Below are 23,512 nucleotides of genomic sequence, written 5' to 3'. Positions count from 1 at the left end.
CTCGGGACCTGTGGCCCGGTCGGCGTACCGTCCGGCCCTGCCGGCCGCCCCCCGACCGTTGCTACCAACGAAGGGACAGGTCCGACCGGCGAGTGGAGTGGAGGGCCGGGGCCATGACCAGGTACGTCTACGACTTCATCGAGGGTGATCGCAGCAGAGCCGACCTGCTCGGCGGTAAGGGTGCCAACCTCGGCGAGATGACCCGGCTCGGGTTGCCGGTGCCGCCGGGCTTCACGGTCAGCACCGACGCCTGCCGGGCGTACCTGAACACCGGGTCGCCGCCGGACGGCCTGTTCGAGGAGATCAACGCCCATCTGCGGGAGGTCGAGGCCCGGCTGGGCCGGCGGCTCGGCGACCGGCACGACCCGCTGCTGCTCGCCGTGCGCTCCGGCGGCCGGTACTCGATGCCGGGGATGATGGAGACGATCCTGGACATCGGGCTCAACGACGCCACCGTGGCGGGCCTGGCCGCCCGTGCCGATGACGCCCGCTTCGCCTGGGACTCCTACCGGCGGTTGATCCAGATGTTCGCCCGCACCGTGCACGGGGTGCCGGCGGACGAGTTCGACCGGGAGCTGGCAGCGCTGCGCGCCACCGCAGGCCCGGACGGACCGACCGCCGAGCAGTTGCGCGACCTCGTCGAGACGTACCAGAAGATCTTCCTGCGGCAGACGGGGCACCAGTTCCCCCAGGCGCCGCACGAGCAGTTGTACCTGGCCGTACGGTCGGTGTTCGCGTCGTGGAACTCCGAGCGGGCCCGGCTCTACCGGCGGCAGGAACACATCCCCGACGACCTGGGGACCGCGGTCAACGTGATGGCGATGGTCTTCGGCAACCTCGGCCCGGACTCCGGCACCGGGGTGGCCTTCACCCGCGACCCGGCCACCGGCGCGCCCGGCGTGTACGGCGACTACCTGCCCGACGCGCAGGGCGAGGACGTGGTGGCGGGCATCCGCAACACCGTCGCCCTGCCCGAGTTGGAGCGGATCGACCCGGCCAGCTTCCGGCAGTTGACCGGCATCATGGCGACGCTGGAACGGCACTACCGGGACCTGTGCGACGTCGAGTTCACCATCGAACGCGGCAAGCTGTGGATGTTGCAGACCCGGGTCGGCAAGCGGACCGCCGCCGCCGCTTTCGTGATCGCCGCGCAACTGGTCGACGAGGGGCTGATCACCCTGGACGAGGCGCTGTGCCGGGTGACCGGGGCGCAGTTGGGCCGGCTGATGTTCCCCGCGTTCGACCTGGCCGACGCGCCACCGCCGCTCACCGTCGGGGTGGGCGCGTCGCCGGGTGCGGCGGTGGGCCGGGTGGTGTTCGACTCGGCCGCGGCGACCGCCGCCGACGGGCCGGTGATCCTGGTCCGCCGGGAGACCACCCCGGACGACCTGCCCGGCATGATCGCCGCCGCCGGGGTGCTCACCTCCCGGGGCGGGAAGACCTCGCACGCCGCCGTGGTGGCCCGGGGCATGGGCCGGACCTGCGTCTGTGGCGCGGACGCGCTGCGGATCGACCCGGAGCGCGGCGAGCTCACCGTCGGCGACCGGGTGGTCCGGGCCGGCGAGGTGATCTCGATCGACGGGACCTCCGGCCGGGTCTACCCGGGGCGGTGCCGGTGCAGCCCTCCCCGGTGGCCCGTTACCTCGCCGGTGAGCTGGCCCCGCAGGCCGATCCGCTGGTCGCGGCGGTGCACCGGCTGCTCGGGCACGCCGACGCGGTGCGCCGGCTCGGCGTGCGGGCCAATGCGGACACCGGTCCGGACGCCCGCCGGGCCCGCGCGCTGGGGGCCACCGGCATCGGCCTGTGCCGTACCGAGCACATGTTCCTCGGTGAACGCCGGGAACTGGTGGAACGGCTGATCCTGGCCGACGGTCCGGACGAGGTGACCGCCGCCCTGGAGGCGTTGCTGCCGTTGCAGCGGGCCGACTTCACCGAACTTCTCGCCGCGATGGACGGCCTGCCGGTGACGATCCGGCTGCTCGACCCGCCGTTGCACGAGTTCCTGCCCCCGTTGCACGAGTTGACCGCACGGGTCGCCCGTGCCGAGGCGACCGGGCGGGACCCGGGACGCGACGGGCGGCTGCTGGCGGCGGTCCGCCGGATGCACGAGGCGAACCCGATGCTGGGGCTGCGCGGGGTGCGGCTCGGGCTGGTGATCCCGGGGCTGTTCGCCATGCAGGTGCGGGCGGTGGCCGAGGCGGCGGCGCAGCGGGTGCGCGACGGGGGTGACCCCCGGCCGGAGATCATGGTGCCGCTGGTGGGTGACGTGCGGGAGTTGGCGGCCGTGCGGGCGGAGACCGACCTGGTCCTCGCCGGGGTGCCCGACGCGCCGGCCATGCCGGTCGGCACGATGATCGAGGTGCCCCGGGCCGCGCTGACCGCCGGTGACATCGCCGCGCAGGCCCGCTTCTTCTCCTTCGGCACCAACGACCTGACCCAGCTGACCTGGGCGTTCTCCCGGGACGACGTGGAGGGCTCGTTCTTCGGCACCTACCTGGAGCGGGGGATCTTCGGGGTGTCGCCGTTCGAGAGCATCGACGCCGCCGGGGTGGGTCGGCTGGTCCGGCTGGCCGTGGCGGAGGGGCGGGCCACCCGCCCGGACCTGACCGTCGGGGTCTGTGGTGAGCACGGCGGCGACCCCGACTCGGTGGCGTTCTTCGCCGACGCCGGCCTGGACTACGTCTCCTGCTCCCCGTACCGGGTGCCGATCGCCCGGCTGGCGGCGGGCCGGGCCGCCGTCGAGACCGCCACCGACACGTCCGACAGCCGCTAGGAGGCAGCGTCATGACCGCGATCTTCAATCCGACCGGGCCCGCCCCGCTGGGGCCGCCGGTGCCCCGTACCCCCGAACCGGCGGTGACACCGACGGTGACGGCGGTCGGGCCGGTGGGGCCGGTGCTGGCCCTGCCCGGCTCGCCGGCCGCCGCGCTGGTGCCGGTGACCCGCGACGGGCGGGCCGTCGGCGCGTTCGTGCTCGCCGACGGGCGGGTCCGGTACCGGGCGCTGCCCGACCCGGACCGGGTGCTCGCCGCCGCGGCCGGGGCCGCCGCCGTCGCCCTGCTCACTGCCGGGGTGGCGGTGGTGGCCCGGCGGCGGCCACCGGCGATCGGCACGGTGACCATGGGGCCGGGCGGCTGGGTCAGCCTGCGCGGCGTGCGGGGCCCGCGCTGCGCGCGGCGACGCCCCGGCCGTGGTGGGCGCGGCTGCTGCGCGCCCAGCGGCTCGTCGTGCGGCGCTGACCGGCCGCCAGGGGTCTTTGGTCCCGGGCGGGGGTGGTCCTGCGCCTCTGCCCGGGGCGGCCCGCTCCGGCGAGGCTGAGGGTACAGGCGAAACACCCCGGCGACCCAGGCCGCCGGACCCGACCACCGCGGAAGGACCGATCATGACCGGCACCGCACCTCTGCACCCGTGGCGTGGCTTCACCGGCGACGCCTGGCGCGACACCATCGACGTGGCCGCCTTCGTCCGGGACAACCACGAGCCGTACACCGGGGACGCGTCGTTCCTCACCGGGCCCACCTGCCGCACCCTGGAGGTCTGGGGGACGCTGCGGGCGATGTTCGTGCAGGAACGCCAACGCGGCGTGTACGACATCGACGCGGCCACCCCGTCCACCATCACCGCGCACGCCCCCGGGTACATCGACCGGGAGCGGGAGCTGATCGTCGGGTTGCAGACCGACGCGCCGCTGCGCCGGGCCATCATGCCCGCCGGCGGGCTGCGGATGGTGGAGACCGCGTTGAAGGCGTACGGCTACCCCGCCGACCCGCAGGTGCACCGGATCTTCACCACCTACCGCAAGACGCACAACGACGCGGTGTTCGACGCGTACCCGGCCGACGTGCTCGCCGCGCGCCGCTCGCACGTCATCACCGGGCTGCCCGACGCGTACGGGCGGGGACGGATCATCGGCGACTACCGCCGGGTGGCGCTGTACGGGGTGGACCGGCTGGTCGCCGAGCGCAAGGCGCTCAAGGCGGCGCTGGACGACCGGCCGTCGACCGACGAGGTGATCCGGGACCGGGAGGAGCTGGCCGAGCAGATCCGGGCCCTGGGTGAGCTGGCACAGATGGCGGCGGGCTACGGCTACGACATTTCCGGGCCGGCGACCACCGGCCGGGAGGCGATCCAGTGGCTCTACTTCGCCTACCTGGCCGCCACCAAGGAGCAGAACGGCGCGGCGATGTCGCTGGGGCGTACCGCCGGGTTCGTCGACGTCTACCTGCGGCGGGACCTCGCCGAGGGGCGGCTGACCGAGATCGACGCCCAGGAGCTGGTCGACGACTTCGTGATCAAGCTGCGGATCGTCCGGTTCCTGCGCACCCCCGAGTACGACCAGCTCTTCTCGGGCGACCCGACCTGGGTCACCGAGGCGCTCGGCGGGATGGGTGCCGACGGCCGGCCGTTGGTCACCCGGACCAGCTTCCGCTACCTGCAGACCCTCTACAACCTCGGCCCCGCGCCGGAACCGAACCTGACGGTGCTCTGGTCGCCCCGGCTGCCGGTCGGGTTCAAGCGGTTCTGCGCCCAGGTGTCGCTGGACACCAGCGCCATCCAGTACGAGAACGACGACCTGATCCGGCCCGCGTACGACGACGACACGGCGATCGCCTGCTGCGTGTCGGCGATGCGGGTGGGCCGGGACATGCAGTTCTTCGGTGCCCGCGCCAACCTCGCCAAGGCCCTGCTGTACGCGATCAACGGCGGGCGCGACGAGATCACCGGTGAGCAGGTCGCCCCGGCCAGCGCCCCGGTCGGCGGGGAGACCCTCGACTACGCGGAGGTGCTGGCCGCCTACGAGCGCACCCTGGACTGGCTGGCCGAGACGTACGTGGACGCGTTGAACGTGATCCACCACCAGCACGACCGGTACGCCTACGAGCGGCTGGAGATGGCCCTGCACGACCACCCGGTGCGCCGGTTCATGGCCACCGGCATCGCCGGGCTGTCGGTGGCGGTGGACAGCCTCGCCGCGATCCGCTACGGCAAGGTGAAGGTGCTGCGCGACGACACCGGGCTCGCGATCGACTACGTGGTCGAGGGGGAACCGCCGACGTACGGCAACAACGACGAGCGGGCCGACGCGATCGCGGTGTGGCTGACCGAGACGTTCGCGGCGAAGCTGCGCCGGCAGCGCACCTACCGCGACGCGGAGCTGACCATGTCGGTGCTGACCATCACCTCGAACGTGGTCTACGGCAAGCACACCGGCAACACCCCGGACGGCCGGCGGGCCGGTGAGCCGTTCGCCCCGGGCGCGAACCCGATGAACGGCCGGGACACCCACGGGCTGGTGGCCGCCGCGCTGTCGGTGGCGAAGCTGCCGTACGACGCGGCCCGCGACGGCATCTCGCTGACCTCGACGGTGACCCCGGACGGGTTGGGTCACACCCGCGACGAGCGGATCGACAACCTGGCCGGGGTGCTGGACGGCTACACCGACGCCGGTGGGTTCCACCTCAACGTCAACGTGCTGGACCGGGCCACCCTGGTCGACGCGATGGCGCACCCGGAGCGCTACCCGCAGTTGACCGTGCGGGTCTCCGGGTACGCGGTGAACTTCGTCCGGCTCACCCGGGAGCAGCAGGAGGACGTGGTGTCCCGGACCTTCCACGGGTCGCTGTGAACGTCCGGCCGCGCGACGCCGTCGCCACCGCCACCGGGCGGGGCGACGGCGTGCCGACCGGGGCGGTGCACTCGTGGGACGTGTCGGTGGGGGTGGACGGGCCGGGGACCCGGTTCGTGGCCTTCCTCGCCGGTTGTCCGCTGCGCTGCCGGTACTGCCACAGCCCGGACACCTGGTACCGGCGCAGCGGCCGGCACCGCACTGTCGACGAGCTGATGGCGGAGATCGAGCCGTACCGCCGGTTCATCGCGGTGGCCGGGGGCGGGGTGACGATCAGCGGCGGCGAGCCGCTGATGCAACCCCGGTTCACCGGTGAGGTGCTGCGCCGCTGCCACGACCTGGGCCTGCACACCGCGCTGGACACCTCGGGTTTCCTCGGCGTCCGCGCCGACGACGCCCTGCTCGACGCCACCGACCTGGTGCTGCTGGACGTCAAGTCGTGGGACCCGGCGACCTACCGGCGGGTCACCCGCACCGGGTGCGTCACCCCGACGCTGCGCTTCGGCCGGCGGCTCGCCGACCGGGGCACCCCGATCTGGATCAGGTTCGTGCTGGTGCCCGGTCTCACCGACGCCGAGGAGAACGTGGCCGGGGTCGCGGACTTCGCCGCCGGGCTGGACACCGTGCAGCGGGTCGAGGTGCTGCCGTTCCACCGCCTCGGCGCGCACAAGTACGCCGAGCTGGGGCTCACCTTTCCACTCGCCCGGACGGAACCGCCGTCCCCGGAGCTGGTGGCCCGGGTCCGGGCCCAGTTCGCCGCACGCGGCCTGACCGTCACCTGACGCCGGCCACCGGACGGGCAGGGCCGGTCAGACGCCGGCCATCAGACGGGCGGGGCTGCTCAGCCCTGCTCGTCCTCGTCGGCTGACGGCTTGGGCCGACGGTGGTCCCTGATGTACGCCTCCACGTCGGACCGCAGCCACACCGAGCCGCCGATCAGCTTCTGAAACGGCGCGGGGAACTTGGGCAGCAGGATGAGCTGCCGAAACCGGGACCTGCTCACGCCCAGCATCTGCTGGATCTCAGCGGCTCCGACGAGCGGACCCGGAACTTCCTCCTCGCCCATGCCCCCGAAGGTATGCACAGTGGGTCCTACCCCTCAGGGCCTGCCTTACACGGCCCGGCCTACAAGGCACTATTTTGTAGGGCCTGCCCTAGTTGACAGGGGTGCCGCTCACGGTGTGGAATCGGTGACGCGGTGCCCCCGCCCTGGTGGAGCGGGGCTCAGCGGGGCGGGGTGCCGCGACGACCCCGACACCCCCGGGAGGCGGGATGTATGGACACCGCGCGGTGCCGTATCTGATCGAATCGGCGTGGCGCTGCCTGGACCAGCACCGCGACCGGCGGTGCGACAAGTGCACCGGCAGCGGCTTCTGCCCGGTGGTGGAGGCCGCCCGCACCCGGATCAGGGCGTGGCGCAGGTACCGCAGTGTGTTCGGTCGGCGATGAACGCGCCCCTGCCGAGGGCGGGTGACCTGCTCCTGCTGACCCGGGCGGCCAGCGTCCAGTTCCTCCGGCCGGTCCGGTTCCGGGTGATCCGGGTGCTCGACTGGCCCACCTACGACGGGTGGATCTGGCTCGACGGCTACCGGCTCGACGACCGGGACGAGGCGGTGTCCCGCCGGACGGTCTTCGTCCAGCCCGCCGGACTGGTCGTCACTGCGCGCACCGCCCCGACGCCGACGCAACGGTCCGGGCCGACGCCGCCGGGGGTGTCGACGCGGGCACGGGTGTCGCCGCCCGTCCGGGTCAGCTCGCCGCCGAGGTCGGGTAGCCGTACAGGTCGAGCAGCCGCCCCCGGGACGCCTGGAGCCGGTCCACGACCACGCTCATGAACCGGGTGGTGAGCTGCCGACCCAGGGCGTCGTCGGACTCCATCAGCCGGCGTACCCCCTCCGCGGTGAACTCCACGGTGGTGGTCCGCCGGACGGCGACCGCGCCGAACTGCCAGCGGTAGGGCGGGAACAGCCACGACCAGCCCAGCACCCCACCCGGCCCGATCGACTCGATGCCCACGTCCCCGCGCCCCGGCACCGGGAAGTCCAGCGCCACCTCCCCGCCCCTGACCAGCCAGAACCGCTCCGCCGGCTGGCCGGCGTAGAACAGCCGGTGACCGGGGTGCCAGACCACCGGCCGGGCGTACCCGGTCAACCGGGGCAACCACTGCGGCGGCAGGCCGGCGAGGAAGGGGTGCTCGGTGAGCATCTCCAGAGGGGTCATCGGGGTGCCCTTCGCCGTGATGTCGTCCCCTCCATGGCACCCCCGAAGACGCCGACGCGGCAGGGCCAATGGTCCCGTGACCTGCGGGAAGATCGCCTCTGCCCGACCGGCCGCCGCCGCGCGAGGGTGGAACGGGACGGCGTGCCCGGGACACGCCGCACGAGGCGGGGAGGTCACCGGTGACGACATCCGGTGCGGGAGCGGTGCTGGTGGACGACGACCTCGACCCGGGACGGGCCACCGGCGGCCTGACCACCGCCGAGGCGGCGGCGCGACTGCGTACCGACGGCCCGAACAGCGTCGCCGCGCCGACCCGGCGGCGGCTCCCCGGCCGGGTGCTGCGCCAGCTCACCGACCCGCTCGTCGCCCTGCTGCTCGCCGCCGCGACGGTCACCACCCTGCTCGGCGACTGGCCGGACACGGCGGTGATCGTGCTGGTGGTGGCGGTGAACACGATCATCGGGGTGGTGCAGGAGGTCCGCGCCGACCGGGCCATCGCCGCGCTGGACCAGCTCTCCGCCCCCACCGCCCGGGTGGTACGCGACGGCCGCGACGTGGTGTTGCCGGCCGCCGACCTGGTCCGCGACGACCTGGTCCGGGTGGAGGCCGGTGACGTCGTCCCGGCGGACCTGCGGCTGGTCGAGGCGAGCCGGTTCCAGGTGGACGAGTCGGCGCTGACCGGCGAGTCGGTGCCGGTGGCCCGCGACGACGACGAGGAGGTGCGGGCCGGGACGGTGGTGACCACCGGCCGGGCCACCGGCATGGTGCTGCGCACCGGGGCCGCGTCGGCGCTGGGCCGGATCAGCGCCCTGGTCGCCGGCACCCGACCGGCCCCGACGCCGTTGCAGCGCCGGCTGGCCGGTCTCGGCCGGATCCTCGCCCTGGCCGTGGTGGCCCTGTCCGGCCTGGTCTTCGCCATCGGGGTGGCCGGTGGCCGGCCGGTGGTGGAGATGGCCGTGACGGCGGTGAGCCTGGTGGTGGCGGCCGTCCCGGAGTCGTTGCCTGCGGTGGTGACCCTGGCGCTGGCGCTGGGCGCGCGCCGGATGGCCGGGGCCCGCGCCATCCCCCGCCGGCTGCACGCGGTGGAGACCCTCGGCTCGGTGACGGTCATCGCCTCCGACAAGACCGGCACCCTCACCGAAGGACGGATGGTGGTGCGGACGGCGGTCACCCCCGACGGCGTCCGGTACACCGTCGACGGCGTCGGGTACGCCCCGCACGGGCAGGTCAGTCGCGACGGCACGACGGTGACCGCGCCGCAGGAACTGCGCCGGCTGGCACGCGCCGGGCTGCTCTGCAACGACGCCACCGTGTCGCCACCACAGGACGACCAGCCCGACTGGACCCCGGTCGGCGATCCGCTGGAGGCCGCCCTGACCGCCTTCGCCGGCCGGTGCGGACTGGAGCCCGAGGCCACCCGCCGCGCCTGGCCCCGGATCGCCGAACGCCCCTTCGAGCAGGCCACCCGCCGGATGGTCACCGTGCACCGGGGCTGCGACGGGCGGCAGTTGGTGGTCTGCAAGGGCGCACCGGAGAACGTGCTGACCAGCACCCTGCTCGACGCCACCGCCGAGGAGATCGAGGCGCTGACCGCCGCCGCCCGCCAGTTGGCCGCCGAGGGGCTGCGGGTGCTCGCGGTGGCGTCCGCACCTGTCGACACGGTGCCCGACCTGGCCGCACCGGTCGGCCTGCGCCCGGTGGGGCTGGTCGGCGTCGGCGACCCGCTGCGGGCCGGCGCGGCCGGGATCGCCGCCGGTCTCGACACCGCCGGGGTACGACTGCTGCTGGTCACCGGCGACCACCCGGCCACCGCCGCCGCGATCGGTGGACAGCTCGGCCTGTGGCGGGCCGGTGACCCGGTGGTCCGGGGCGACACCGACGACGCCACCCAGGCGGAACCGCACGCCCGGGTGTTCGCCCGGACCCAGCCGGAGCAGAAGCTGGACATCATCGCCGGGCTCCAGGCCCGGGGGCACGTGGTCGCGATGACCGGGGACGGGGTGAACGACGCCCCGGCGCTGCGCCGCGCCGACATCGGGGTGGCGATGGGCGGCGGCACCGAGGTCGCCCGGCAGGCCGCCGACCTGGTGCTGGTCGACGACGACCTGGCCACCGTCGCCGTGGCGATCGGCGAGGGCCGGCGGATCTACGACAACATCCGCCGGTTCCTGCGCTACGCCCTCTCCGGCGGGGTGGCCGAGATCGTGGTGATGCTGCTGGGCCCGCTGTTCGGCCTGCCCGTACCGCTGCTGCCGGCACAGATCCTCTGGATCAACCTGCTCACCCACGGCCTGCCGGGGGTGGCGCTCGGCGCGGAACCCGCCGAACCGGGCACCCTGCGGCGGGCCCCCCGCTCGCCCCGCGAGTCGGTGCTCGGCGCAGGGCTGGGCCGCGACGTGCTGGTGACCGGGGCGCTGATCTCGACGGTGGTGCTGGCCGCCGGGGTGACCGCCGCCCACGCCGGGCTGCCCTGGCAGTCGGTGGTCTTCGTGGTGCTGGGCCTGGCCCAGCTCGGGGTGGCACTCGCCGTCCGGGCGCCCCGAACAGCCGGGGCGGGTCAGGCCAACCCGGGGCTGCTCGTCGCCGTGGCCGGGTCGGCGCTGCTCCAGGTCGGTGGCGTGCTGCTGCCACCGCTGCGGACGCTGCTCGGCACCGAACCCCTCGGCCCCACCGTCCTGCTGGCCTGCCTGGCGGTCAGCGTCCTGCCCGGCCTGGTGCTGCGGCTGGCCCACCGCCGCCCCGCCACCGCCACCGGCACCCCGATCCCGCCCGACCTTCGGCTGCCGGCCGGGGCCGTCGCCGACGCGGTGACCGACGTCCCGACGGCCGCCGTCACCGACCCCGGCCGGGACGCGGTCACCGACCCCAGCCGGGACGCGGTCACCGATCCGGCGGTCGACGGTACGGGCCGGGAACGTCCGGTGCGGGACCAAGGGCCCACCGGTCGGGCCGGACGCCCCTGACCGGGCGGGCCGCGCACGACCAGGCTGGAGACGGATGAAGGAGGACATGATGACGAACAGATCCGGCGCCCCCGTCGTGGTCGGTGTGGACGGTTCCCGCTCGGCGCTGGACGCGGTCCGGGTCGCCGCCCGGGAGGCCGCCGACCGGCACCGCCCGCTGCGGGTGGTGCACGCGTTCATCTGGCCGCTGTTCGGCATCCCGTTGGGCCCCGGGCCCGCTGGACCGCCCCAGGCGGGGCTGCGGCACGAGGCCGAACGGATCATCGCCGACGCCGTCACCGAAGCTCGCAAGGTCGCCCCCGACCTGGTCGTCACCGGCTGGTTGTCCGACGGCGCACCGACCCCGGTGCTGCTACGCGAGGCCCAGGACGCGGCGCTGCTGGTGCTCGGCACCCGGGGGCTTGGCGGTTTCGCCGGGCTGCTGATCGGCTCGACGGCGGTGCAGGTCTCCGCCCGCGCCGACTGCCCGGTGCTGGTGGTACGCGGTGAGGCCAGGGCGGACGGCCCGGTGCTGGTCGGGGTGGACGGCTCCGCGCTGTCCACCGAGGCGCTCGGGTTCGCCTTCGCCGCAGCGGCCCAGCGCGACACCGGGTTGCTGGCCGTACACGCCTGGCTGACCCCCGCGCCGCTCGGCCCGGGCGACGTGCTGCCGCTGGTCTATGACGTGGAGGCGCTCGCCGCCGAGGAGGAGCGGATGCTCGCCGAGGCGCTGGCCGGCTGGTCGGACCGCTATCCGGACGTCCCGGTGACCCGACGGCTGGTGCCCGGCGCGGCGGCCCGGGTGCTGGTCGAGGAGTCGGCGGCGGCCCAGCTCACCGTCGTCGGCGCGCACGGCCGCAGCGCGCTGGGCGGGATGCTGCTCGGCTCGGTCAGCCACGCGGTGCTGCACCACGCGCACAGCCCACTGGTGATCGTCCGCAACCACGCCGTCTGACCGCCGCAGGCGGCGGCACGCCCGGCCGGAGCAGGTGGCCGGCATCGCCGGTCCGCGACGGATGGGCGGCACCCCGGCCGGAGCAGATGGGGACCGCCCACCCGGCCGGAGCAGGTGGCGGCGGCACGCCCGGCCTGGTCAGCTGCCGGCGTTTGACGGGCCGGCACGTCGACAATGGGCGCAACCGACCCTGGGAGAGCTGATGAACCGACCGGTAGTGGTGGGCGTGGACGGCTCGCCGACCAGCCTGGCCGCCGCGGAGCAGGCCGCGCACGCGGCGGTGCTGCGTTCCGCGCCGCTGCACCTGGTGCACGGTTACCTGCACCCGCTCGGCTACGGCGTGCCGCTCAACCCGTACGACCTGGGGGTGCCGGCGCCGTCGGACGAGGCGCAGCAGATGTTGGAGCGGACCGCCGCCGAGCTGGCCGACCGGTGGTCGGGGCTGACGGTGCAGGTGCGTCAGGTCGCCGGTGGGGCGGGCGCGACACTGGTCGAGGAGTCCCGCCGCGCCGACCTGGTGGTGGTGGGCAGCCGGGGGCTGGGTGGTTTCGCCGGGCTGCTGCTCGGCTCGGTCGGCGCTCAGGTCGCCGCGCACGCGCACTGCCCGGTGCTGGTCGTCCGGCCGGAGACGTTGCCGATCGGCGTGGACGGGCCGGTGCTGGTGGGCGTGGACGGGTCGCCGGCCGCCGGGGTCGCCGCCGACCAGGCCGCCGCCGAGGCGGTCCGGCGGGGGGTGCCGCTGGTGCTGGTGCACGTCGGCCCCGCCCCGCAGGACCAGGAGGTGCCCGACGAGGTCGCCGAGTCCGAGGCGGCGTACCAGGCGCACGCGGTCCGGTTGCTCGCCGAAGCGTCCGCTGCGGTCCGCGCCGACCACCCGGACGTGGTGCTGCGGGAGCATCCGGTCCGGGCGGTCGGGGTGGCGCAGGGTCTGATCGAGGCCAGCGGCACGGCGTCGGTGCTGGCCGTCGGCACCCGGGGCCGGGGCGGTTTCACCGGTATGCTGCTGGGCTCGGTCAGCCAGGCGGTGGTACAGCATGCCCACTGCCCGGTGCTGGTGGCCCACCCGTACCGGTGAGCTCGCCCGGCCGGCCGCCGCAGGACCGCCGAGCCGGCGCGGGCCAGCCCGACAGCCGCTGCTGCGGGTCAGCCCTCCCGGCTGCCCAGGAGCTGGGCGAAGTCGGTGGTGAGGGCGAACGGGTCGGCCGGGCCGGTCGCCGGTGGCCGCCGGTCGACCTGGTCGGCCAGCTCCCGGCCGGCACGGTCGATGCGGGTCCGCAACGCCCCCTCGGCGGTGCCGCCGGACCAGTCCTCCGGGGCGGCGAAGACCGACGTCGGCAGCACCACCGCGCGCAGGTAGCCGAACATCGGCCGGACGGCGTGCTCCAGGGCCAGCGAGTGCCGGGCGGTGCCGCCGGTCGCGCCGATCAGCACCGGTCGGTCGACCAGCGCCTGGGCGTCCACCACGTCGAAGAAGGACTTGAACAGCCCGTTGTACGAGGCGTTGAAGATCGGCGTGACGGCCACGATGCCGTCGGCTCCGGTGACCGCGTCGAGGGCGGCCCGCAGCTCCGTCGACGGGAAGCCGGTGAGCAGGTTGTTCACCACGTCGTGGGCGTGGTCGCGCAGCTCCACCACCCGCAGCTCCACCTCGTCGCCGCGCCGGACCAGCTCGTCGCGGGCGGCGGCGGCGAGCTGGTCGGCGAGCAGCCGGGTCGACGACGGCTGGCTCAGCCCCGCCGACACCACGGCCAGGGTGCGGCGGGTCATCGGACCCCCTCCGCCCCGGCGGCAGCCAGGTCACCGGCGTCACCCGCACCGGCCGGGTCACCGGCGTCACCCGTCCCGGCCAGTGCGGCGTCGCGGGCGGCGACCAACGAGGCGTGGGTGGGCGCGACCGGCACGTGCGCCGGGCGCAGCGCGTCGAACTCCTTGCGCAGCACGGGTACGACCTCCTCGCCGAGCAGATCGAGCTGCTCCAGCACCGTCTTCAGGGGCAGCCCCGCGTGGTCGAGCAGGAACAGCTGCCGCTGGTAGTCGCCGACGTACTCCCGGAAGCCGAGGGTGCGGTCGATGACCTGCTGCGGGCTGCCCACGGTCAGCGGGGTCTGGCGGGTGAACTCCTCCAGCGACGGCCCGTGCCCGTAGACCGGCGCGTTGTCGAAGTACGGCCGGAACTCGCGCACGGCGTCCTGCGAGTTACGTCGCATGAACACCTGGCCGCCGAGCCCGACGATGGCCTGCTCGGGCGAGCCGTGGCCGTAGTGGGCGAAGCGCTGCCGGTAGAGGCCGACCATCCGCTGGGTGTGCTCCTTGGGCCAGAAGATGTGGTTGGCGAAGAAACCGTCACCGTAGTAGGCGGCCTGCTCGGCGATCTCGGGGCTGCGGATCGAGCCGTGCCAGACGAACGGCGGGACGTCGTCGAGCGGGCGCGGGGTCGAGGTGAACGACTGCAACGGGGTGCGGAACTTGCCCTGCCAGTCGACGACGTCCTCGCGCCACAGCCGGTGCAGCAGCTCGTAGTTCTCGACGGCGAGCCGGATGCCGTTGCGGATGTCCTGCCCGAACCACGGGTAGACCGGCCCGGTGTTGCCGCGCCCCATCATCAGGTCCACCCGGCCGTCGGCCAGGTGCTGGAGCATGGCGTAGTCCTCGGCGATCTTCACCGGGTCGTTGGTGGTGATCAGCGTGGTCGCGGTGGACAGCAGCAGCCGCTCGGTGCGGGCGGCGATGTGCCCCAGCATGGTGGTGGGCGAGGAAGGGACGAACGGGCGGTTGTGGTGCTCGCCGGTGGCGAAGACGTCGAGACCGACCTCTTCGGCCTTGAGGGCGATGGTCACCATCGCCTTGATCCGCTCGTGCTCGGTCGGCTCCCGTCCGGTGGTCGGGTCGACCGTGACGTCGCCGACGGTGAAGACTCCGAACTGCATGACCAGCTCCTCGCGTCTGAGATACCGGGCCGTTCGTGGTACCCGGACGTCGCGCACAACCTATTTGACGCGTCAACTATTCCGGCGTCGGCCACTCCCGGGGTGGCACCGGTCACCCCGCCGACGACGGTCCCGCCGGCTCCTCCCCCTGCCTCGGGGTACCCGGATCGCCCTGGTCCGACGCGTCCGACGACGGGTCGCCGGGGGCACTGGCGGCCGACGGCGCCCGATCGGCCGGTCGGACGTCCGACGGCGAACCGTCGGGCGGGCCGGCGGTCGTGGACTGGCCGGCGGTCCAGGACTGGCCGGCAGTCGAGGGCTGGCCGGCAGTCGAGGGCTGGCCGGTGGTCGAGGGCTGGCCGGCATGCGGGTGGGCGGGATGTGGCGCGGGGTGGGGCGGGCCGGCGGGTGGGGCGTACCCGGTCGAGCCGGTCGGGGGCCACGACGGCGGCGGCCCTGGTGGCGGCGGGCGGCGGCGGCCGAGCTGCACCGCCACCACGACGACGACCGCCAGCACCATCATCAGCACCAGCGGGACGGCCACGCAGGCCAGCCTGCCGACCAGCACTCCGGCGTCGTTTGCGTCCATCCGAACCACCTCCGGTCACGATTGCGCGCGAATGCTAGCGAACTTCGCCGGAGACGGACGCCCCGTCGGTCCCCGGCCCACCGTCGGCGGTCGGCCCACCGTCGGCGGTCGGCATGGTGGTCCGGGTCAGCCGCGCCGGCGGGGCACGTGCCGGCGGTAGGCGCTGACCGTCGGGTCGCCGGTGATCCAGAAACGCCACGGCACGTCGTGGGCGGCGGCCACCCCGACCCGGGGACCGGCGGTGACCTCGGCGCGGGCGACCGGGCAGGTCGGCGGGCTCAGCAGCAGGGGACCGCTCCCGTCGAGCACGCAGGTGCCGTTGGCAGACGCGGTGACGTCGAGCGCGACGGCCAGCCGGGCCGGCCCCCGGGCCAGGTCCCGGTCGGCGACGTCCCCCCGGCGGGTGCGGGCCGCGGGTAGCCCGTCGACCACCTCCCCGGCCCGCAGTAGTACGGCCGCCGCCTCACCGTCGCGACCGCAGACGATGTTGAGACACCAGTGCATGCCGAACACGAAGTACGTGTAGGCGTGCCCGGCCGGCCCGAACATCACCCTGGTCCGGGGGGTGGGTCCCCGGTGGGCGTGCGACGCCGGGTCCTCGCCGGTGCCGGCGTACGCCTCGACCTCGGTCAGCCTGATCCGGACGCCACCGGCGGCGAGTTCCCAGCCGAGCAGCGTGCGCGCCGTCTCGGCCACCTCGGCGGCGGGGGCGTGCAGCCACGGGTAGTTCACCGCTCCAGGTAACGGCACCTGCGGAAGATCGGCAAACCGAGGACCGTATTCCCGTCGGCATCCGGGGCAGGCAGACGTCGTCAGCCGGCCGGTCGTCACGGTGGGCAGCCCGACGGATTGCTTAAACATTGTGTTGACAACGGATCGTTGTCAACATGGAATGGGTGCCATGACCGACACCTTCAGCGCACCTGACGCGGCCCGCGCCCGAGCCGAGCGGACCTACGCCGCGCTGCACCGGATCAGCACCCGGCACGCCGACACCGACGCACGACGACGCCGGCACACCAACCCGTACCTGGCCGACCCATGGGAGGCCGTCTCGGTGGTCACCGCGCTTGCCGCCGGCGGGGCGACCCGGGAGGCCGACGAGGAGCCCGTCGACGACGCGGACCTCACCGCCGCGCTGACCCTGTTGCCACACCTGCGCGCCGAACTCGACGCGCTGGAGGTGGGCCTGCTGACGATGGCCCGGGCCCGCGGACTGACCTGGCAGGCGATCGCGTTCGGGCTCGGACTGGGCAGCGCACAGGCGGCCAAGCAACGCCACGAACGCCTGGCCGCCCGCACCGCCTGACCCGCTGGAACCGCCTGATCGTCTGCGGCCCCACCACCCCCAGGCTCGCCGATCGATACTGAGAGTAGTGAAGGCGCAACCACCCACTACCCTGCTGTCGCCCCTTTGCTCTGCTGACCTCGACGCGACAGACACTTAGCGTCACAGCCTCCCGCGCCGAACCGTCAGCCAGCTCCAACAATTCACCTGGTCAGCGGCGTGGCGCGGAATGGGCAGCAGAGCAAAGGGCGAGAAGGTGTCATGGTGTTCGCCGGAGAAAAGTCGCTCTCCGTAGCGGGAGTTGCCCGCTCACGCACCGCAACCGACAGCGCGACGAAGACGGCACGGCACGACGGCCACAGCCGCCACGACGACGGCGAGCCCAGCGACGACGGCGAGCCCAGCGACGACGGCGAGCCAGCGTCGCGGGCAGCCCGCCCGCGACGACCGGCCGCAACTATGGCCCGGGCGGTACGTCGACCGGCCCGGGTGGAACGCGCTGGACCTGGGCGGCGGCCAGCCGGCCCAGGTCCGGTCGTCCGCCTTCCGAGTTGCGGGGCGCGGACGACCGGCACGCGTCAGATCAGCGGGGTACGACCCGCTCGGCGGCCCACTCCCGCCAGCCGGTGAGCTGGTCGGACGCGGCGGCGAGCTGGTCGGCGACCGGGCCGGGGCCGGTCGAGCCGGGGGTGATCCGGGCGGCCAGCGCCGAACGGACCGACAGCACGTCACGCACCGACGGGTCGAGGTGCTCGCTGACCGCCGCCAGGTCGGCGTCGGAGACCTCGTCGAGGGCACAGTCGCGGGCCGCGCAGAGCGCCACCAGTTTGCCGGTGATCTCGTGCGCGTCGCGGAACGGCACGTTGCGCCGGACCAGCCAGTCGGCGACCTCGGTGGCGAGCGAGAAGCCCACCGGCGCGGCGGCGACCAGGCGGTCCACCCGGACGGTCATCGTGGAGATCATCCCGGCCAGCGCCGGGAGCAGCAGCTCCAGGGTGTCGACCGCGTCGAACGCGGGCTCCTTGTCCTCCTGCATGTCCCGGTCGTAGGCCAACGGCAGGCCCTTGAGCATCGTGAGCACGCTCATCAGACCGCCGACCAGCCGACCGGACTTGCCCCGGGCCAGCTCGGCGATGTCAGCGTTCTTCTTCTGCGGCATGATCGACGACCCGGTGGCGAACGCGTCGTCCAGCTCGACCCAACCGAACTCGTGCGACGTCCAGAGCACCACCTCCTCGCCGAGGCGGGACAGGTGCACCCCGACGAGCGCGGTGACGAAGAGGAACTCGGCGACGAAATCCCGGTCGGCGACCGCGTCCATGGAGTTGGCGAAGGATGTCCGGAAACCCAACTCCTTGGAGACGGCCACCGGGTCCAGGGGCAGGCCCGAGCCGGCCAGCGCGCCCGCGCCGAGCGGGCTGATCGCCGTACGGTGGTCCCAGTCGCGCAGCCGCTCCAGGTCCCGCAGCAGCGGCTGGACGTGGGCCAGCAGCCAGTGCCCGAAGGTGACCGGCTGGGCGTGCTGGAGGTGGGTCATCCCCGGCGCGGCCGTGTCGACGTGCCGTTCCGCCTGCTCCACCAGAGCCTCGGCCAGCTCCACCAGCCGGGCGGCCACCCCCCGGGCGTGGTCGCGCAGATAGAGCCGAAGGTCGGTGGCGACCTGGTCGTTGCGGGACCGGCCGGCGCGCAGCTTGCCGCCGAGGCTGCCGAGCCGCTCCAGCAGGCCCCGCTCCAGCGCGGTGTGCACGTCCTCGTCGTCGATCGTCGGACGGAACTGCCCGGACGCGCAGGCCGCCTCCAGGTCGTCCAACGCCGCCAGGATCCGCCCCAGCTCGTCGGGGTCGAGCAACCCCGCGCCCGCCAGCACCCGGGCGTGCGCGCGGGAACCCGCGATGTCGTACGGGGCGAGACGCCAGTCGAACTGGACGCTCACCGACAGCCGCGCCAGGGCCTCGGCGGGGCCACCGGCGAACCGGCCACCCCACAGGCTCGTCCGGTTCGTCGCGGCGCTGTTCTCGGTCAGGCTCTTGTCGTCCACGCCGCTCATTCTGGCAGTGCTCACCTTTCGCTCACCGACTGCGGGGTTCACTCCCGGCGCCGGCTCGTCCGTCGTACGCAAACCCGTGACCGACCCGGTCACGGGGTGTTTCCTTCCCCGGCCTCGTCGCGGCGGGCCCACCCGGCGAGCTTGTCGCCGAGCGCGGCCCCACCGTCGGCCTCGCGGGCCACCACCAGGATGGTGTCGTCACCGGCGATGGTGCCGACGACCTCGGTCAGACCCGCCCGGTCCACGGCGCTGGCCAGGTAGTGCGCCGCACCCGGCGGGGTACGCAGCACGGCGATGTTGCCGCTGGAGTCGACCCCGTTGAGCAGCTCGCGCAGCAGCCGGATCAGCCGGGCGGGGGCCGCCTCGGCGTCGCGCAGCGGCCGGTGGCCGTCCTCGGGGATCAGGTAGCCGGCCCGCCCGTCCCCGCCCCGGGCCTTCACCGCGCCCAACTCCTCCAGATCCCGGGAGAGGGTGGCCTGGGTGACCTGCACCCCGTCGGCGGCGAGCAGGTCGGCCAGCTCGGTCTGGGAACGGATCGCCCTGGCCCGGATCAACTCGACGATGCGGGCGTGCCGGGCGGCGCGGGTCGGGGCGGTCATGATGAGGATGCCTCCAGGAGAAAGGTCAGCAGCGCCTTCTGGGCGTGCAGCCGATTCTCCGCCTGGTCGAAGACCACGCTGTGCGGGCCGTCGAGCACCTCGCTGGTGATCTCCTCGTCCCGGTGGGCGGGCAGGCAGTGCAGCACCTTCACGTCCGGCCCGGCGTGACCGAGCAGCGCGGCGTTGACCTGGTAGGGCAGGAACGGGGTGATCCGGTCCAGCCCGTCGTCCTCCTGGCCCATCGAGGTCCAGGTGTCGGTGGCGACCACGTCGGCGTCCCGGACCGCCTCGACCGGGTCGATAAGTGCCCGTACCGACCCGTCGGTGCCCTTGGCGATCTTCCCGGCCCGGTCCAGCACCCCCGGATCGGGTTGGAACCCGGCCGGCCGGCGACCCGTACGTGCATCCCGGCGGTAGCCCCGGCCAGCAGGTACGAGTGCGACAGGTTGTTCGCCGCGTCCCCCACGTACGCCAGGGTCCGCCCGGCGGTGCCGCCGCAGTGCTCGCGGACGGTGAGCAGGTCGGCGAGGAGCTGGCACGGGTGGTAGCCGTCGGTGAGCGCGTTGATCACCGGCACGCCAGCGTGCGAGGCGACCTCGGCGATCCGGTCGTCGCCGTGGGTACGCAGCACGATCGCGGCGACGTAGCGGGACAGCACCCGGCCGGCGTCGGCGAGTGTCTCGCCCCGACCGAAGTGGGTGACCTGGGTGTCCACCACGAGCGGGTGACCGCCGAGTTCGGCGATGCCGGCGTCGAAGGAGATCCGGGTCCGCAGGCTCTGCTTGTCGAACAGCACCGCCACCGAACGCGGCCCGGCCAGCGGGGTGAACCCGAACCGGTCGGCCTTCATCCGGGCGGCCAGGTCGAGCACGGCCGACTGTTCGGCCGGGGTGAGGTCGTCGTCGGCCAGCAGGTGCCGGATCATGTGCGGGTCTCCGTCGGGGTCGGGGTGGGGATGGACGGCGGCGCGGTGCGGGTCTGCGCAGCCGGCGTGCCGTGGGTGGCCGGCGTGCTGTCAGCGGCCGGAAGGTCGACGGCCGTGTCGAGGGCGGCGGGGAGGGCGGCCAGGAACGCGTCGACCTGCTCGCCGGTGAGGATCAGCGGCGGGGCGAGCCGGATCACCCCCGGCTGGACCGGGTTGACCAGGAACCCCGCCGTGCGCAGCGCGCCGGCCACCGGGCCGGCGACCGGTGCGGCGAGCACGATGCCGAGCAGCAGACCGGCTCCGCGTACCTCGGCGACGAGCGGGTGGCCCAGCGCCTCGACGCCCCGACGCAGCCGTTCACCGGTGCGCTTGACGTGGTCGAGCAGGCCCTCGCCGGCGATGGTGGAGACCACCGCGAGGGCGGCGGCGCAGCTGACCGGGTTGCCGCCGAAGGTGGTGCCGTGCGAACCGGCCCGGAGCAGCTCGGCGGCCCGACCGAAGGCCAGGCACGCGCCGATGGGCAACCCGCCGCCCAGCCCCTTGGCCAGGGTGATGACGTCCGGCTCCACCCCGTCGGCCTGGTGGGCGAACCAGTGACCGGTGCGCCCGATGCCGGTCTGCACCTCGTCGAGCACCAGCAGGGCCCCGTGCCGGGCGGTGATCCGCCGCGCCTCGGCCAGGTAGCCGGGCGGCGGGACGACCACCCCGTTCTCGCCCTGGACCGGCTCCAGGATCACCATCGCGGTGGCGTCGGTGACGGCCGCCGCCAGCGCCGCCACGTCGCCGTACGGGACGTGGTCGACGTCGCCGGGCAGCGGGCGGAACGGGTCGGCCTTCGCCGGTTGGCCGGTCAACGCCAGCGCCCCCATGGTGCGGCCGTGGAAACCGCCGACGGTGGCCACGACGTGCGACCGGCCGGTGAGCCGGGACAGCTTGAACGCGGCCTCGTTGACCTCGGCGCCGGAGTTGGCGAAGAACACCCGACCGGGCCGGCCGGCCAACGCCAGCAGCAACTCCGCGAGGGCCACCGGGGGTTCCGCGACGAACAGGTTGGAGACGTGGCCGAGGGTGGCGATCTGTTTGGAGACGGCGGCCACCACGGCGGGGTGGGCGTGCCCGAGCGCGTTGACCGCGATACCGCCGAGCAGGTCGACGTACTCCCGGCCGGCCTCGTCGACGACGACCGCGCCGGAGCCGGAGACCAGCGCCAGCGGCGGGGTGCCGTAGTTGTCCATCATGGACTCGCCCCAGCGTTGCACCAGCGTGCTCATGCGCCGACCGTGCCTTCCTCATGGGTGGACCCGGACGGGGTGTCGACGACCATCGTGCCGAACCCCTCCGAGGTGAAGACCTCCAGCAGGGTGGAGTGCGCGACCCGACCGTCGACGACGTGCGCGGCGGGCACTCCCCCGCGCACCGCCCGCAGGCAGGCCTCCATTTTGGGCACCATCCCCGATTCCAGGGACGGCAACAGCGCCGCCAACGCCTCGGCGTCGATCTCGCTGACCAGGCTGGTGGTGTCCGGCCAGTCGGCGTACAAACCGGCGACGTCGGTGAGGACGACCAGCTTGCGGGCGTGCAGGGCGATCGCCAACGCGGCGGCGGCGGTGTCGGCGTTGAGGTTGTGCAGCACGCCGTCGGCGTCCGGGGCGACGGTGGAGATGACCGGGATCCGACCGGCCGCGATCAGGTCGGTCACCGCCGACCCGTCCACCGACTCCACGTCACCGACCTGACCGACGTCGACCGCCTCACCGTCGACCCAGGCGGGCCGCCGCACGGCGGTGAACAGGCCGGCGTCCTCCCCGGACAGGCCGACGGCGAACGGACCGTGCGCGTTGATCAGGCCGACCAGTTCCCGGCCGACCTGGCCGACCAGCACCATCCGGACGACGTCCATCGCCTCGGGGGTGGTGACCCGCAGGCCACCCTTGAACTCGCTGGCGATGCCGAGCCGCCCCAGCATCGCCGAGATCTGCGGCCCGCCGCCGTGCACCACGACCGGCTTGAGCCCGGCATAGCGCAGGAAGACCATGTCGGCGGCGAAGGCCCGTTGCAGGGCCGGGTCGACCATCGCGTTGCCGCCGTACTTGACCACCACGGTGGCCCCGGAGAACCGGGCCAGCCAGGGCAGCGCCTCGATCAGCGTCTCGGCCTTCACCTGGGCCCGGGTGAGATCCGCGGACAGGCTCATGTCGAGTACGCCGAGTTCTCGTGCACGTACGCGTGCGACAGGTCGTTGGTCCAGATCGTCGCCGCCGCCGCACCCGCGTGCAGGTCGATGCGGATGGTGACGTCCCGCCCGGTCAGGTCGACCTTGGACCGGTCCTCGGCGGCGGCACCGCCACGGCACACCCAGATCCCGTTGACCGCCACGTCCACCGCGTCCGGGTCGAACGCGGCGGCGGTGGTGCCGACCGCCGCGAGAATCCGACCCCAGTTCGGGTCGTTGCCGAACAGCGCGGTCTTGACCAGGTTGTTGCGGGCCACCGACCGGCCCACCTCGACCGCGTCGTCCTCGTCGGCGGCACCGACCACCTCGATGGCGACCTGCTTGGTCGCCCCCTCGGCGTCGGCGACCAACTGCTGGGCCAGGTCGTGGCAGGCGGCGGTGACGGCGGCGGTCAGCTCGGCCTCGTCGGGCTCCACCCCGGACGCCCCGCTGGACAGCAGCAGCACCGTGTCGTTGGTGGACATGCACCCGTCGGAGTCGACCCGGTCGAAGGTGACCCGGGTGGCGGCCCGCAACGCGGCGTCCAGCAGCTCCGGCCCGGCCACCGCGTCGGTGGTCAGCACGCACAGCATGGTGGCCATGCCGGGGGCGAGCATCCCGGCGCCCTTGGCCATCCCGCCCACCGTCCAGCCGGCCCCCCGCACGACGGTGGTCTTCGGCCGGGTGTCCGTCGTCATGATCGCCTCGGCGGCGGCCGGGCCGCCGTCGCGGGCCAGCGCCCGGATCGCGGCACGCACCCCGGGCAGCAGCCGGTCCATCGGCAGCCGCTCACCGATCAGGCCGGTCGAGCAGACCGCCACGTCACCGGCACCGAGCCGCAGCCGAGGGCTGGACGCGGTGAGCGCGGCGGCGGTGTGCTCGGCCGTGGCGTGGGTGTCCTGGAAGCCCGCCGGACCGGTGCAGGCGTTCGCCCCGCCGGAGTTGAGCACCACGGCGCGGACCACACCGCCCCGGACGACCTGCTGGGTCCACCGCACCGGCGCGGCCCTGACCCGGTTGGTGGTGAAGACGCCGGCGACGCCGGCGTCCGGGCCGTCGTTGACGACCAGGGCCACGTCGGTGGCCCCGCCGCTCTTCAACCCGGCCGCGACTCCGGCCGCACGAAACCCCCGAGGGGCGGTGACACTCACGGTGCAGGCCTTTCGTTCGCGACTGCGGGGC

General features: G+C 74.1%; 19 protein-coding genes and 3 pseudogenes. 10 read left to right on the top strand and 12 right to left on the bottom strand.

Annotated features, from left to right (window positions below; all coding sequences use genetic code 11):
* Positions 1–113: 113 nt before the first annotated feature.
* From ppdK to pflA, 4 genes and pseudogenes are all read left to right on the top strand, one after another.
* Positions 114–2,773: pseudogene (ppdK, locus tag J7462_RS31425) on the top strand (pyruvate, phosphate dikinase).
* 11 nt (positions 2,774–2,784) lie between these two features.
* Positions 2,785–3,318: a hypothetical protein gene (locus J7462_RS31420; protein ID WP_255597961.1), complete on the top strand. Its 534-nt coding sequence runs from the start codon at positions 2,785–2,787 to the stop codon at positions 3,316–3,318.
* Positions 3,319–3,382: 64 nt separating this feature from the next.
* Positions 3,383–5,626: a formate C-acetyltransferase gene (gene pflB / locus J7462_RS31415; protein ID WP_219469822.1), complete on the top strand. Its 2,244-nt coding sequence runs from the start codon at positions 3,383–3,385 to the stop codon at positions 5,624–5,626.
* Positions 5,623–6,408: a pyruvate formate-lyase-activating protein gene (pflA, locus tag J7462_RS31410; RefSeq protein ID WP_308291087.1), complete on the top strand. Its 786-nt coding sequence runs from the start codon at positions 5,623–5,625 to the stop codon at positions 6,406–6,408. The genes pflB and pflA overlap by 4 nt, the downstream gene beginning before the upstream one ends.
* A gap of 59 nt (positions 6,409–6,467) precedes the next feature.
* Here the strand turns inward: pflA and J7462_RS31405 are convergent, their stop codons facing one another.
* Positions 6,468–6,692, bottom strand: a complete 225-nt coding sequence (locus tag J7462_RS31405; RefSeq protein WP_219469819.1) for an AlpA family transcriptional regulator — start codon at positions 6,690–6,692, stop codon at positions 6,468–6,470.
* Positions 6,693–6,898: 206 nt separating this feature from the next.
* Between J7462_RS31405 and J7462_RS31400 the strand changes: the two genes are divergently transcribed.
* Positions 6,899–7,075, top strand: coding sequence for a hypothetical protein (locus tag J7462_RS31400; RefSeq protein WP_219469817.1), 177 nt, complete (start codon positions 6,899–6,901; stop codon positions 7,073–7,075).
* A pseudogene (locus tag J7462_RS33790) lies at positions 7,072–7,377 on the top strand (hypothetical protein); the annotation flags it as partial. The gene J7462_RS31400 and the pseudogene J7462_RS33790, both read left to right, overlap by 4 nt.
* Here J7462_RS33790 and J7462_RS31390 read toward each other — a convergent pair.
* Positions 7,376–7,846 carry a cyclic nucleotide-binding domain-containing protein gene (locus J7462_RS31390; protein ID WP_219469814.1) on the bottom strand — a complete coding sequence of 157 codons (471 nt, stop codon included), beginning with the start codon at positions 7,844–7,846 and terminating at the stop codon, positions 7,376–7,378. The pseudogene J7462_RS33790 and the gene J7462_RS31390 overlap by 2 nt on opposite strands.
* A gap of 179 nt (positions 7,847–8,025) precedes the next feature.
* On the opposite strand from J7462_RS31390, the gene J7462_RS31385 reads away from it, so the two are divergent.
* The 3 genes from J7462_RS31385 (at position 8,026) to J7462_RS31375 (ending at position 12,818) form a co-directional block, all read left to right on the top strand.
* The gene (locus J7462_RS31385; protein ID WP_219469812.1) at positions 8,026–10,809 is read left to right on the top strand and encodes a cation-transporting P-type ATPase; all 2,784 of its coding nucleotides are present in this window, start codon (positions 8,026–8,028) and stop codon (positions 10,807–10,809) included.
* Positions 10,810–10,858: 49 nt separating this feature from the next.
* Complete coding sequence (locus J7462_RS31380) at positions 10,859–11,743, top strand: universal stress protein (protein ID WP_219469808.1); 885 nt, start codon at positions 10,859–10,861, stop codon at positions 11,741–11,743.
* A 202-nt stretch (positions 11,744–11,945) separates the two neighbouring features.
* Positions 11,946–12,818, top strand: a complete 873-nt coding sequence (locus J7462_RS31375) for a universal stress protein (RefSeq protein WP_219469804.1) — start codon at positions 11,946–11,948, stop codon at positions 12,816–12,818.
* Positions 12,819–12,886: 68 nt separating this feature from the next.
* Here J7462_RS31375 and J7462_RS31370 read toward each other — a convergent pair whose 3' ends face one another.
* The 4 genes from J7462_RS31370 to J7462_RS31355 form a co-directional block, all read right to left on the bottom strand.
* Complete coding sequence (locus tag J7462_RS31370; protein ID WP_219469800.1) at positions 12,887–13,510, bottom strand: FMN reductase; 624 nt, start codon at positions 13,508–13,510, stop codon at positions 12,887–12,889.
* Positions 13,507–14,670 carry an LLM class flavin-dependent oxidoreductase gene (locus J7462_RS31365; RefSeq protein ID WP_255597960.1) on the bottom strand — a complete coding sequence of 388 codons (1,164 nt, stop codon included), beginning with the start codon at positions 14,668–14,670 and terminating at the stop codon, positions 13,507–13,509. Before J7462_RS31365 ends, J7462_RS31370 begins: the two co-directional genes overlap by 4 nt.
* Before the next feature lie 112 nt (positions 14,671–14,782).
* Positions 14,783–15,259, bottom strand: coding sequence for a hypothetical protein (locus J7462_RS31360; protein ID WP_219469797.1), 477 nt, complete (start codon positions 15,257–15,259; stop codon positions 14,783–14,785).
* Positions 15,260–15,385: 126 nt separating this feature from the next.
* On the bottom strand, positions 15,386–15,991 hold the full coding sequence (locus J7462_RS31355) for a DNA-3-methyladenine glycosylase (RefSeq protein ID WP_308291086.1): 606 nt from the start codon (positions 15,989–15,991) through the stop codon (positions 15,386–15,388).
* 169 nt (positions 15,992–16,160) lie between these two features.
* On the opposite strand from J7462_RS31355, the gene J7462_RS31350 reads away from it, so the two are divergent.
* Entirely contained in the window at positions 16,161–16,568 is a 408-nt protein-coding gene (locus J7462_RS31350) for a DNA-binding protein (protein ID WP_219469791.1), read from the top strand.
* Between the two features lie 562 nt (positions 16,569–17,130).
* On the opposite strand, the gene argH is transcribed toward J7462_RS31350, so the two are convergent.
* The 6 genes and pseudogenes from argH to argJ all read right to left on the bottom strand — a co-directional run bounded on the left by argH (position 17,131) and on the right by argJ (position 23,481).
* Complete coding sequence (argH, locus tag J7462_RS31345) at positions 17,131–18,594, bottom strand: argininosuccinate lyase (RefSeq protein WP_219469788.1); 1,464 nt, start codon at positions 18,592–18,594, stop codon at positions 17,131–17,133.
* A gap of 89 nt (positions 18,595–18,683) precedes the next feature.
* Entirely contained in the window at positions 18,684–19,193 is a 510-nt protein-coding gene (locus J7462_RS31340) for an arginine repressor (RefSeq protein ID WP_208570193.1), read from the bottom strand.
* Positions 19,190–20,118, bottom strand: a pseudogene (gene argF, locus J7462_RS31335) (ornithine carbamoyltransferase). The gene J7462_RS31340 and the pseudogene argF overlap by 4 nt, the downstream one beginning before the upstream one ends.
* The gene (locus J7462_RS31330) at positions 20,115–21,389 is read right to left on the bottom strand and encodes an acetylornithine transaminase (protein WP_219469786.1); all 1,275 of its coding nucleotides are present in this window, start codon (positions 21,387–21,389) and stop codon (positions 20,115–20,117) included. The pseudogene argF and the gene J7462_RS31330 overlap by 4 nt, the downstream one beginning before the upstream one ends.
* Entirely contained in the window at positions 21,386–22,312 is a 927-nt protein-coding gene (argB, locus tag J7462_RS31325) for an acetylglutamate kinase (protein WP_219469784.1), read from the bottom strand. Before argB ends, J7462_RS31330 begins: the two co-directional genes overlap by 4 nt.
* The gene (gene argJ / locus J7462_RS31320) at positions 22,309–23,481 is read right to left on the bottom strand and encodes a bifunctional glutamate N-acetyltransferase/amino-acid acetyltransferase ArgJ (protein ID WP_219469780.1); all 1,173 of its coding nucleotides are present in this window, start codon (positions 23,479–23,481) and stop codon (positions 22,309–22,311) included. Before argJ ends, argB begins: the two co-directional genes overlap by 4 nt.
* Positions 23,482–23,512 lie beyond the last annotated feature (31 nt).

Origin of the sequence: Micromonospora sp. RL09-050-HVF-A (assembly GCF_019374995.1) — a bacterium.
In the GTDB taxonomy this organism is placed as follows: Bacteria; Actinomycetota; Actinomycetes; order Mycobacteriales; family Micromonosporaceae; genus Micromonospora; species Micromonospora antibiotica.
This window is presented reverse-complemented; position numbering and strand designations above follow the sequence as displayed.